Origin of the sequence: Staphylococcus taiwanensis, from assembly GCA_020544305.1 — a bacterium.
Taxonomy (GTDB): Bacteria; Bacillota; Bacilli; order Staphylococcales; family Staphylococcaceae; genus Staphylococcus; species Staphylococcus taiwanensis.
Window position 1 is genome coordinate 2311258 of sequence record CP058667.1, and the last position, 12980, is coordinate 2324237.

At 34.3% G+C, this 12980-nt stretch carries 12 protein-coding genes and 1 pseudogene; all 13 read right to left on the reverse strand.

Features of this window, described 5'->3' with window-relative positions:
* Positions 1–148: 148 nt before the first annotated feature.
* The 13 genes and pseudogenes from nusG to HYI43_11140 all read right to left on the reverse strand — a co-directional run bounded on the left by nusG (position 149) and on the right by HYI43_11140 (position 12971).
* Positions 149–697, reverse strand: a complete 549-nt coding sequence (gene nusG, locus HYI43_11080; GenBank protein UDI79073.1) for a transcription termination/antitermination protein NusG — start codon at positions 695–697, stop codon at positions 149–151.
* A gap of 17 nt (positions 698–714) precedes the next feature.
* Positions 715–915, reverse strand: coding sequence for a preprotein translocase subunit SecE (gene secE / locus HYI43_11085; GenBank protein ID UDI79074.1), 201 nt, complete (start codon positions 913–915; stop codon positions 715–717).
* A gap of 66 nt (positions 916–981) precedes the next feature.
* Positions 982–1125: a 50S ribosomal protein L33 gene (rpmG, locus tag HYI43_11090; GenBank protein ID UDI79307.1), complete on the reverse strand. Its 144-nt coding sequence runs from the start codon at positions 1123–1125 to the stop codon at positions 982–984.
* 88 nt (positions 1126–1213) lie between these two features.
* Positions 1214–1810 (reverse strand): sigma-70 family RNA polymerase sigma factor, encoded by a 597-nt coding sequence (locus HYI43_11095; GenBank protein UDI79075.1) that lies wholly within the window; start codon positions 1808–1810, stop codon positions 1214–1216.
* Positions 1811–1880: 70 nt separating this feature from the next.
* Positions 1881–2408 carry an NYN domain-containing protein gene (locus tag HYI43_11100; GenBank protein ID UDI79076.1) on the reverse strand — a complete coding sequence of 176 codons (528 nt, stop codon included), beginning with the start codon at positions 2406–2408 and terminating at the stop codon, positions 1881–1883.
* Positions 2405–3154: a 23S rRNA (guanosine(2251)-2'-O)-methyltransferase RlmB gene (gene rlmB, locus HYI43_11105; protein UDI79077.1), complete on the reverse strand. Its 750-nt coding sequence runs from the start codon at positions 3152–3154 to the stop codon at positions 2405–2407. Before rlmB ends, HYI43_11100 begins: the two co-directional genes overlap by 4 nt.
* Positions 3155–3163: 9 nt before the next feature.
* A complete protein-coding gene (locus HYI43_11110; GenBank protein UDI79078.1) occupies positions 3164–3550 on the reverse strand; it encodes a Mini-ribonuclease 3 in 387 nt (128 codons plus the stop codon).
* A gap of 6 nt (positions 3551–3556) precedes the next feature.
* Positions 3557–4724: pseudogene (locus tag HYI43_11115) on the reverse strand (cysteine--tRNA ligase).
* Positions 4708–5337: a serine O-acetyltransferase gene (gene cysE, locus HYI43_11120; GenBank protein ID UDI79308.1), complete on the reverse strand. Its 630-nt coding sequence runs from the start codon at positions 5335–5337 to the stop codon at positions 4708–4710. Before cysE ends, HYI43_11115 begins: the two are co-directional and overlap by 17 nt.
* Before the next feature lie 450 nt (positions 5338–5787).
* The gene (locus HYI43_11125) at positions 5788–7242 is read right to left on the reverse strand and encodes a glutamate--tRNA ligase (protein ID UDI79079.1); all 1455 of its coding nucleotides are present in this window, start codon (positions 7240–7242) and stop codon (positions 5788–5790) included.
* A 584-nt stretch (positions 7243–7826) separates the two neighbouring features.
* Entirely contained in the window at positions 7827–8894 is a 1068-nt protein-coding gene (locus HYI43_11130; GenBank protein ID UDI79080.1) for a PIN/TRAM domain-containing protein, read from the reverse strand.
* A gap of 26 nt (positions 8895–8920) precedes the next feature.
* Positions 8921–10285: a DNA repair protein RadA gene (radA, locus tag HYI43_11135; protein UDI79081.1), complete on the reverse strand. Its 1365-nt coding sequence runs from the start codon at positions 10283–10285 to the stop codon at positions 8921–8923.
* 211 nt (positions 10286–10496) lie between these two features.
* A complete protein-coding gene (locus tag HYI43_11140; GenBank protein UDI79082.1) occupies positions 10497–12971 on the reverse strand; it encodes an ATP-dependent Clp protease ATP-binding subunit in 2475 nt (824 codons plus the stop codon).
* Positions 12972–12980: the final 9 nt, after the last annotated feature.

Consider the following 12980-nt stretch of genomic DNA (forward strand, 5'->3'; position numbering starts at 1 on the left):
TGCCCTCCCACTCATAAACATTTCGTGACGAAATGAGCGTTATAAAAACGCGACCACATTATTTTAACACTGAATTCACTTAAAAAGCAATAGTAAAATTTCATCTTTTTTATGTAATTCAATGCATTTCCAATTTAAAATGTATTGCTTAAAGTTTTTCGATTTGATCGAACTCTACTTCAACTGGTGTTTCTCTTCCGAACATGTCAACTAACACAGTTAATTTGAATTTATCAGATTCAATTTCTTGAACTTCGCCCACTTGATTCGCAAATGGACCTGATTTAATTCGAACTTGTTCACCGACATCAAGTTCAACATCAATTGTTTTTTCTTTAAGACCCATTTGTTTTAGAATAAATCTCATTTCTTCAGGAAGTAAAGGGTTAGGTTTAGAACCTGCACCTGCTGAACCAACAAATCCAGTGACACCCGGTGTATTACGTACCACATACCAAGATTCATCAGTCATAACTAATTCTACTAACACATATCCAGGGAAAGTTTTTTTAATTTGTTTTTTAGCTTTCCCATCTTTAACTTGTGTTTCTTCCTCTTCAGGTATGACAACTCTAAAAATCTGTTCTGTCATATTCATTGATTCTACTCTTTTTTCTAAATTCTTTTTAACTTTATTTTCATATCCAGAATATGTATGCACCGCATACCAACGCTTTGCGCCAACCTCTTCAGACATGTTGTCACTCCTTACCCTTATCTAAATAATTCAATTAAATTACCAATACCTAAATCTAATACCCAGAAAAATACCATGAAGAAGATTACTGTTGATACTACGATTACAGTATATTTAAAAAGTTCTTCTTTCGTAGGCCAACTTGTTTTTTCCATTTCACTTTTAACGCCTTGGAAGAAACTTTCTTTTTCTTTGCTTGTGCCTTTATCTTTAGCCATCAAAACTACCTCCATACTTAATGGTTGATTAGCCATTCACTATCATAACATTGTGCTACGCTACTGTTATTTAGACTCTTTATGAATCGTATGTGCATTACATCTTGAACAATATTTTTTCAATTCTAATCTCGTTGCAGCATTTTCATTTTTCGGTACATTGTAATTTCTAGTACCACAAACTTCGCAAATTAAAGGTACTTTTTTCAAATTCATTCACCTTTACTCATTTTAATACCAGTATACTATACATAAATCTAACATTAAATGTCAAACTAGCATAGCAAACATTACCATGCTATTTCTGGTATTGATGTTTGATTAAATAACGTTTCATTTTCATTTTACAACGTTGAATACTATTGTAAACTACTTTATCTTTAGCAGATAACAAATCAGCAATTTCTAGAGGTGAATAATTGAGTATCATTAGTTCAGCAACGCATCTTTCTAATTGACTTAATGTGTTTAAACTGTTCTGCAATAAATCAAATTGCTCATGTTTCAAACACATCTCTTCAGTCTTTTTAAAAGATTGATTCAGTTGATATTCAACCACATATTCGTTAATTAACATTTGATGTTTATTATCTTCGGCATATTTCTTTCTCCAAAAATCTTTCTTCATTGAGCGCACCATACAGTTTAAATAGTGTTCAAACGGAATTTCCATACTAAAATCAAATGTTTGAAGTGCTAAATACATTCGAACTAATAATTCTTGAAGTAAGTCCTTCGCATCTTCATCAATGATGCTTATCTTTTTGAATTTCAAAAAAAGAATCGGCTGTATGTGATACACAATTTGAGTAAATAAATCTTCTTTTTCCTGACTACTATGACTTTTCTGAAATGCTTTAAATGTCTGTTCTAGTTGTCTAAAATATTGTGTCATAAAAGATACCTTTCTCTTTAGATTAGGCATAGTTTATATGACATTCTATTTAAAAGACAAGTACACAAAATCAATCTTTCTTATGATTACCGCGTCTAATCTTTTCAAATTCTGCAAGTACATCATTTGATAGCGAAATTCGAGTTCTAGGTTTACTTTCCGTGAAATCATCCAAAGATTTGTTTACTGTCATTTCATTTTCTTTTAAATCACGCCACATTTCTCTTGATGACACGCGATAAGCTCCAGCTCCAAATATAGCGTGTTGTTCACTCATATCACTCGTAACCACTGTAATATGCGTTGTATGTTTATTATAAAGATTATACACATAACGTTCGATATAGCTATCAGCAGTTTCTTTTTCCTTAGTAAAAACTGTCTTAACATCGTGATAAATGTATTCTCTTTCTATACCTGATTGTTCATAAGCATCGAAGACGCAAACCACTTCATCTGCGATTACAGCGTTATAGTTCGCAATAACATCTAACAATTGTTCCCGTGCCTCTTGTAAATTATCCCGAGCAATTCGTCCAAGCTCTGGCGACTGACCTATCATGTTATAGCCATCAATAATTAAGTATCTATCTTTCATGTGTTATCTCCAATTTGATGACGTTTACGATATACTTCATACATCATTAAACTTGCAGCAACTGATGCGTTAAGGCTATTAACATGACCAACCATAGGTATCTTAATATAGAAATCGCACTTATCTTTGACTAATCTACTCATACCTTGACCTTCACTACCAATAACAATCGCTAGTGGCATATCGGCAGCCATATCTCTATAGTCTGTGGCATTGCTTGCTTCAGCACCTGCTACCCAATAGCTATTGTCTTTCAATTCATCGATTGTTTTTGCTAAATTCGTTACTCGCATGACAGGAACGTGTTGAATGGCACCAGTAGATGCTTTAGCAACCGTTTGCGTCAATGCTACTGAACGTCTTTTTGGAATAATCACACCATCTACACCACTTGCATCTGCTGTTCTTAATATAGACCCTAAATTATGAGGATCCTCTAATCCGTCTAAAATGACAACAGTTGAAAGTCCTTCTTTCTCTTTTTGTCCTTTAATAAACTGATCAAAATCAGCATATTCATATGGTGCGATTAACGCTGCAACACCTTGATGAGGTGCATTTGCTAAATTATCTAATTTAGATTTTGGTACAGTTTGCACTATCAATTTCTGATCTTTAGCATTTTGTAAAATATCATTGATTTGTTGCTTCCTAATACCTTCTTGTATCCAAATTTTATTAATTGTATGGCCAGAAACAATCGCTTCTTTAACAGCATGCCTACCGACAATAACGATATCTTCCACTGTTTTTCACTACCTTTCATTGACTGTTTGCACAATCATATCAAGCAAACTTTTCAATCTTTCTTCTTGATGGTCTAGATATAAAAATCCTATGACTGCTTCTAAACCAGAACTTTTACGATACGTTTGGATATCCGTATTTTTTGCTTTTGTGTGACTTTTAGCATTACGACCTCTTTTAACAATATCCAATTCTTCGTCAGTAAACCATTCTATCCCAATCAAAGTTTCTAATGTTTGGGCCTGGCTCTTAGCTGACACAAAACTTTTTGACACTTGATGTAAACGATTGGGTTTACTTTGTAATTTAAGAACGATATATTCACGCACGTGTTGATCTAAGACTGCATCTCCCATGTAAGCTAAAGTTAAGGGATTCAATAATTTAATATCCATAGTATATTAACCGCGTTTGAAGCGTACACCTTGTGGTGTGTCTTCTAGGATAATATTTTGTTCTTTAAGCATATCTCTAATTTCATCTGCACGTGCAAGTTTACTATGCTCATTCGTTCTTCGATTAATTTTCTATATCTATTTGTTCGATATACTCAGATTGTTCTGTAATGTCTGTAGCAATCGTTTCACGTTCCTCTATTAATTGGTAACTATTACGTATACGTTCCAAACCGCTCTTAGCGGCATTGACTAATTCTAAGTTATAGTTAATTGGACTTCTATAGTGAACACTTATCATAAAGAAACGTAACACATCAGGATCAACTTCTTTAATAATATCGTGAACTAAAATAAAATTACCTAATGATTTACTCATTTTTTCATTATCAATATTAATGAAACCATTGTGCATCCAGTAGTTAGCGAATGGTGCATGATTATGTGCTTCTGATTGAGCAATTTCATTTTCATGGTGAGGGAATTGTAAATCCGAACCACCAGCATGAATATCGATTGTTTTACCTAATTCATGGTATGCCATTACTGAGCATTCAATATGCCATCCTGGACGTCCTTCACCAAATGGGCTTTCCCAACTAATTTCACCAGGTTTTGCTTTTTTCCATAGCGTGAAATCTAAGGCATCTTCCTTTTGTTCGCCCGCTTCAATTCTGGCACCTACTTTTAAATCATCTAAAGATTGATGACTTAATTTACCGTAACCATCAAACTTACGTGTTCTAAAGTATACGTCGCCATTACTTTCATATGCATATCCCTCATCAACTAATTCTTTAATAAAGTCGATGATTTCTCCCATATGATTCATTACTCGTGGATTAGAGGTTGCTTTTTTCACATTTAAAGCCCCTACATCTTCGTAAAATGCTTTAATGTATTTATCAGCAATTTCAGGTACACTTTCATTTAACTCTTTAGAACGATTAATTAATTTGTCATCAACGTCTGTAAAGTTTGAAACATAGATGACTTCATAGCCTTGATACTCAAAATATCTACGCACAACATCGTAATTAATTGCTGGACGTGCGTTACCGATGTGGATGTAATTATATACAGTTGGACCACACACATACATTTTCACCTTACTAGGTTCGATAGGTTCAAACGTCTCTTTTCGACGTGTTAATGTATTATATAATGTAATCATCTTTAATCTCTCCGTTCTTCGCTTTTTCAAGTTGTTTCTCTAGTTGCTTAATTTGTTCATACAGTGGATCAGGTAAATTACGATGATCAAACGTTTTACCGATACGTTTACCTTCTTGTTTAACAATGTGTCCTGGAATACCTACTACAGTTGTATAACTTGGCACTGATTGTAAGACAACTGAGTTAGCACCAATATTCACATTTGAATCTATTTGGATATTTCCTAATATCTTTGAGCCCGCTGCAATTAATACATTATCTCCGATATCAGGATGACGTTTACCTTTTTCTTTACCCGTACCACCTAAAGTTACGCCTTGATAAATGGTTACGTTATCCCCAATAGTACAAGTTTCTCCTATAACTACGCCCATACCATGGTCGATAAATAGACGTCTGCCGATTTTAGCGCCTGGATGTATTTCAATTCCTGTAAAGAATCGTGAAACTTGAGATATCACCCTCGCTAGTACATAACGCTTTTTATTATATAATTTATGTGCAATCAAATGACTCCATACCGCATGCAAACCTGCATATGTTGTTACTACTTCAAATGTTGTGCGCGCTGCTGGATCTTGTTCAAACACCATTTTTACATCTTCTCGCATTCTTCTTAACAAGACTGTCGCCCCCTCAGTTTTTAAAAAGTAAATCAAACTATTTAACAATTAACTTTCTAAATTTCAAATTATACTAAAATAGCGCCTCTAACACTTTAAGATGCTAGAGGCGCTATTGCACGGTTCCACTCTGTATTTTAGATAAAGCTTTCACATAACTTCAATTTAATGCATTAAAGTGATTTAACGTTGCCTTATCATACTCATTTAAAATATTAAGTTTACTATAAAAAAGGTGCATTCAATATTGACTATGGTGTACTCGCAGCAACCGTACACTCTCTGAGAACATTGTCTTATATTTACTAATCCTTTGATAAATCATTCGAAAAAGATTGCAGATAAAAAGATATCTCAAATCTTTAACCTAATCATATGTGCTTTAATGTAAAATTTCAAGTCATAGATTGTTTAGAATTGATTTTTTAATTTATACAATTACACATATTTTTTTAAGCGTGTTAACACCTTGTCTTTACCTAATACTTCAATTGTATTTGGCAATTCAGGCCCATGCATTTGTCCTGTAACTGCTACACGAATCGGCATGAATAATTGTTTACCTTTAATACCAGTTTCTTTTTGAACTTCTTTGATTGTTTTCTTAATTTCAGCAGCTTCAAATGGTTCTAAAGCTTCTAATTTACCATATAAATGTGACATTAATTCAGGAACTTGTTCACCATTAATAACTTCTTGTTCTTCATCACCTAGTTCAGGCATATCATGGAAGAACATTTCTGATAATGGTACAATTTCGCCTGCATAACTCATTTCTTTTTGATAAAGTCCAATTAATTTGCGACCCCAGACTTTATCTTCTTCACTTGGGTTTTCAGGAATTAAATTAGCTTTGATTAAGTGTGGTAATGCAAGTTCAAACACTGTTTCAGTGTCTTTCGTTTTCATGTATTGGTTGTTAACCCATGCAAGTTTTTGTCTATCAAACATTGCTGGCGATTTTGAAAGACGTTTTTCATCGAAAATCTTAATGAATTCTTCTTTAGAGAAGATTTCCTCTTCACCTTCAGGAGACCAACCTAGTAGTGTAATGAAGTTAAATAACGCTTCTGGTAAATAACCTAAGTCACGATATTGCTCAATGAATTGTAAAATTTGGCCATCACGTTTACTTAATTTCTTACGTTCTTCGTTAACGATTAATGACATGTGACCGAAACGAGGTGGTTCCCAACCAAATGCTTCATAAATCATTAATTGTTTAGGTGTATTAGATACATGGTCGTCGCCTCGAATAACATCTGAGATTTCCATGAAGTGATCATCGATTGCTACGGCAAAGTTGTATGTTGGAATGCCATCTTTCTTCACAATAACCCAGTCGCCCATATTATTAGAGTCGAATGAAATTTCACCTTTAACCATATCATTGAACGTATATGTTTGGTCTTGAGGTACACGGAATCTAATCGCTGGTTTACGACCTTCCGCTTCAAATTGTTGACGTTCTTCTTCAGTTAAGTGTGCATGTTTACCACCATAACGAGGCATTTCACCACGCGCTAACTGTTCTTCACGTTCTTTCTCTAATTCTTCCTCAGTCATATAACATTTATATGCTTTATCTTCATCTAATAATTGTTGAATTAATGGATTATAGATATCGCCACGTTCAGACTGACGATAAGGACCATATCCTTTATCTTTATCGATAGATTCATCCCAATCTAAACCTAGCCATTTTAAATTATCAAATTGTGATGATTCGCCATCTTCAAGATTACGCTTACTATCTGTGTCTTCAATACGCACTACGAAATCTCCATCATAATGCTTCGCAAATAAATAGTTAAATAATGCTGTTCTCGCATTACCAATGTGTAAATATCCAGTTGGACTTGGCGCATATCTCACTCTTATGCGTTCACTCATCGTATTCACTCCTATAATAATTATTCATTCTTAAATAACGAATTTATTCTCTTTATCTAATTAATGGGGGATTTATACCGTTCAGTTATAAATTTATAAGAAACATCCTCTTTTCATTAGAAAAAAGCTATCCCAAACTATCATTTACGACTTGTTTTTGAATAACTTTTCCCACTCCACGCTTAACTTAGATAAAACTTCGCATTTCTACACTATTGTAGCACTAAATCAGTACTTTGATAAGCCAGATGTTTTGTCTAAATAGCCAATAAAACACTTTCTTTTGACCAAAAAAAGGGTTCATGCTTTACTACTTGAAAAGTTTGTACTCATCAATTAGCGTTTCACATGAAACCCTTTATGCCAAGAAGTCGGGACAAAAGCGTTTAGGATTTGAGTAGAGCCGAACAATGCGCAAAATTATTTCTCAAATAAGGATGACTAGAAATGAGAAAAACTGGATTTAAGTGCCTTTTCTGTTCAGTCAGCTACTGCGAATTTGCAAAATAACATTATTATATTATTAATGTCCCAGTCTCTCTGCTTTTTGGTTTCCCAGGGCATAAATTCTTTATGTCTCAACCTCACTCAGTATCATTTAATTTTTTAGCAAAGATAATGCGACCTGATGATGTTTGTAATAAACTAATCACTTCCAAGTCGACATGTTTACCAACAAGTTGTTTCGCATTATCAACAACAACCATAGTGCCATCATCTAAATAACCGACACCTTGACCTGGTTCTTTCCCCATCTTAGTCAGTAGTATATTGATATGATCACCTTGATGTATGTTTGGTTTAATCGCCTCAGATAGATCATTAACATTGAGTGCTTTAATCCCTTGTACATGACATACTTTATTTAAATTAAAATCAGTTGTAATGACATGTGCATGATACGTTTGTGCTAATTTCACTAATAATTCATCAATATCACTATGTGATTTTTGTGGATGTATTACACGCGTTGGATAATCTAAGTCATATAGCTCATTTAAAATATCTAAACCGCGTTGCCCCTTTTCACGTTTCACACTATCATTAGCGTCCGCCACAATTTGTAGCTCATTAATAACACCTTGAGGAATAAGAATTTCGCCATCTATAAAACCACAACGTAAGACATCTAAAATACGACCATCGATAATGGCACTTGTATCGAGTAATTTAGGTATAGGACTGATATTACTTTTAGACATTGAACGCGCCATATTCTCTGGTAAAAACATCAACATTTCATCGCGCTTTTTCAGTCCAAATTGGAAACCTAAATAACATAATAATAATGTAATAATAAGTGGCACCAAATGATTTAAGATTGAATTACCAATCATTTCTAAAATAAAAGAAGCCATAACTGATATAAATAAACCTATAATAAGACCAAGCGTTGCAAATATAATTTCAACTGCACTTCGTTGCAAAATCCATTGTTCAATAGCTTTGAATGCTTTGGTTACTTTATTAATAAATAGACCAAAGATTAAAAAGAACACTATAATGCCGATTAATCCATCAATATAATAATTTGTCAAAATTGGATAGTCTTTAATATTTAAATCATGGACAATCTCAGGTATTAATAAAATACCTAAAGCTGCACCAAGGATGATATAAATAATTACTACGATAAATTTCAATACTTTCAACAGTCTCACCTCTTTTACAATTCACTTTAAGATTTAAAAGCATATTTAAGGGCCTCATGCACATTTGAGACACCAACTACGCGTATACCTTCAGGAAAAGTCCAACCACCAATATTTGTTTGAGGTATGATGACTCTTTCAAAACCTAATTTAGCCGCTTCTTGAACACGTTGTTCAATTCGTGAAACTCGTCTCACTTCACCAGTCAAACCAACTTCACCAATATAACAATCTAATCCATCAACTGCTTTATCTTTAAAACTTGATGCCGTCGCTACAATGACACTTAAATCTACTGCCGGTTCAATCAATCTAACGCCACCTGCTACTTTAATATAAGCATCTTGTTGCTGTAATAAATAGTTTTCCTTTTTCTCTAGAACAGCCATTAATAAACTCAAACGATTATGATCAATGCCAGTAGCCATACGTCTAGGATTATTAAATGTCGTTGGGGTAACTAACGCTTGTACTTCAATTAATAAAGGGCGTGTTCCTTCCATGGTTGCTACGATAGTAGAACCTGGTACATTTGTAGAACGCTCTTCCAAGAACATTTCAGATGGATTCTGAACACCTTTCAAACCACTTTGTTTCATTTCGAAAATACCCATTTCGTTTGTAGAACCAAAACGGTTCTTCACAGCTCTTAAAATACGATATGCATGGTGTTCATCGCCTTCAAAATATAGAACCGTATCAACCATATGTTCTAATAAACGTGGACCAGCAATTTGCCCTTCTTTAGTTACATGGCCAACTATGAATGTCGCAATATTCATTTGTTTAGCTATATTCATTAAACTTTGCGTACTTTCACGTACTTGAGATACCGAACCAGGTGCAGAACTAATTTCAGGATGATATATCGTTTGTATAGAGTCGACCACTAGAATATCTGGTTGTTCTTGTTTTACTGTTTGATGAATCACTTCCAAATCTGTTTCGGCAAACACATTCAAGTTACTTGAATCCTCATCTAAACGATCTGCACGTAATTTTGTTTGATTCAACGATTCTTCACCAGTAATATATAGTACATTTAATTTTTGAGATAACGAAGCACAAATTTGTAATAAAAGTGTAGACTTCCCAATACCTGGGTCCCCACCTATTAACACTAAAGAACCACTAACGATTCCTCCACCTAGAACGCGATTAAATTCTCTTGATTCTGTTTGTACTCTAGGCGTTTGTTCGTTTTTAATACTATTTAATTTTTGAACTTTAGCGCTTGACTCATTGGTCTTTACGCCATGTTTAGGATTTGAGGCTTTCTCAATTATTTCCTCCATTTGGTTCCATGCACCACAATTTGGACATTTACCCATCCATTTAGGAGATTGATAGCCACAAGCCATACATTCGAAAATCACTTTCTTTTTGGCCAAAATTGCACCTCCGTTTTTTGTCTGAACAAATCTATTTTATATGTATAGGTTCATAATGACAAATGTAAAGATAGAGAAATTAGATTTACCGACTTCTTCTCGATATGATGTATCTCACATTGTCATATTCAACTTAAAAATATAAAAAAACGAGGTTAGGACAGAATGAATTGTCCTAGCCTCGCTTCATATTGCTAATTCGTATAAGACATTATGCTTCAGTTTCAGTTGTTTCTTTACCTTCATCTAAAACATGTTGACTTTTATCATTAATATTATATTTAAATTCATTGCCATCATGATCGATAACAACTTCTTTACCTTCAATTTGGTTACCGTCCAAGATTAATTCACTTAAATTATCTTCAACTGTTTTTTGAATAGCTCTAATTAATGGACGCGCACCATACTCTGGATCATAACCTTCTTCAGCAATTTTTTCTTTTGCTTTGTCTGTCACTTCAATATTAATGTCTTGTTCAGAAAGACGATTAGTTAATTTATTAACCATCATAGTCACAATTTCTTTCAATTCTTCTTTAGAAAGTTTGTGGAAGACAATAATATCATCTACACGGTTCAAGAACTCTGGACGGAATGAATTTTTAAGTTCTTTCATCATTGTTTTACGAATCGTTTCATAGTCATGACCTTCTGCGCCACCACCAAATCCTGCAAATCGTTGATCTTGTAATTCTTGAGCTCCGACATTTGATGTCATAATAATGACCGTGTTACGGAAATCAACTTGACGACCTTTAGTATCTGTTAAATGACCATCATCAAGTACTTGTAATAAGATGTTGAACACATCTGGATGTGCTTTTTCAATTTCATCAAATAAGATAACAGAATATGGTTTACGTCTAACTTTTTCAGTTAATTGACCACCATCGTCATGGCCTACATAACCTGGAGGTGCTCCTACTAAACGACTCACTGCATGTTTCTCCATGAATTCGCTCATATCTACGCGAATCATTGCATCTTCTTCACCGAACATTGATTCAGCTAAAGCTCGAGCAAGCTCTGTTTTACCAACACCTGTTGGTCCTAAGAAGATAAAGCTACCGATTGGACGTTTAGGGTCTTTTAAACCAGCACGAGCACGACGAACGGCTTTACTAATAGATGTTACAGCATCATTTTGACCAATTACACGATTGTGTAATGTTTGTTCTAAGTTTAATAAACGATCTGATTCAGTTTCATTAATTTTAGTTAATGGTATGCCAGTCCATCCGGCGATAACTTCACCAATATCTTCTTTAGATAATGATGTTGATTGTCCACCTTGAGACGTTTGCCATTCGTTTTTAGCATCTTCATATTGTTTTTCTAATTTTGTTTGTTTATCACGTAAATTCGCTGCATTTTCAAATTCTTGTGCATGAACAGCAGCATCTTTTTCGTTTTTAACTTTTTCAATTTCTTGTTCAATTTCTTTCAAGTTGTTTGGTGTTGTATGGCTTTTTAAACGTACTTTAGAACTTGCTTCATCAATTAAATCAATTGCTTTGTCTGGTAAAAAGCGATCTGACACGTATCGGTCACTTAATTTAGCAGCCGCTTCAAGTGCTTCATCAGAAATATTGATACGATGATGTGCTTCATAACGATCACGTAAACCTTTTAAGATAGCGATTGTATCTTCAACAGAAGGTTCGTCCACTTGAATAGGTTGGAAACGACGTTCTAATGCAGCATCTTTCTCAATATTTTTACGGTATTCATCTAACGTAGTTGCTCCAATACATTGTAGTTCACCACGTGCTAAAGCTGGTTTTAAAATGTTTGACGCATCAATAGCACCTTCTGCACCACCAGCACCTACTAATGTATGCAATTCATCGATGAATAAGATAACATTACCTGCTTGATGGATTTCTTCCATTACTTTTTTCAAACGTTCTTCAAACTCACCACGATATTTCGTACCAGCTACAACTGTACCCATATCTAATGACATAACACGTTTATTTTTAAGCGTTTCTGGTACTTCGTTATTTACGATAGCTTGAGCTAAGCCTTCAGCAATTGCTGTTTTACCTACACCAGGTTCCCCGATTAATACTGGGTTATTTTTTGTACGGCGACTTAATACTTCAATAACGCGTGTAATTTCTTTATCTCTACCTACGACTGGGTCTAATGTGCCATCTTTTGCAATAACAGTTAAGTCACGTGCTAAACCATCTAACGTAGGGGTATTATTTGATTTATTAGCTGTAGCATTTTTGTTGCTCATTTCTGGACTACCTAATGCTTTCACAACTTGTGCACGGGCTTTTGTAATATTTAAATCTAGATTGGCAAATACGCGTGCAGCTACGCCCTCATTTTCACGAATTAAGCCTAATAAGATATGCTCAGTACCTACAAAGTTATGGTGTAACTTTCTTGCTTCATCCATTGAAAGTTCAATCACTTTCTTAGCTCTTGGCGTATAGTGTAAGGTACCTGTTTGTTCTTGACCGTGGCCAATTAATTTCTCAACTTCTTCAATCACTCTATCTTCAGTAATATTAAAGCTTTCTAATACTTTGGCTGCAATACCTTCTGGTTCTTTCATTAAGCCAAGCAATAAATGCTCAGTACCTATATTTGAATGGTTCAAACGAATTGCTTCTTCTTGCGCATGTGCTAATACACGTTGAGCGCGTTCAGTTAATCTACCAAATAGCATATGTTTCTG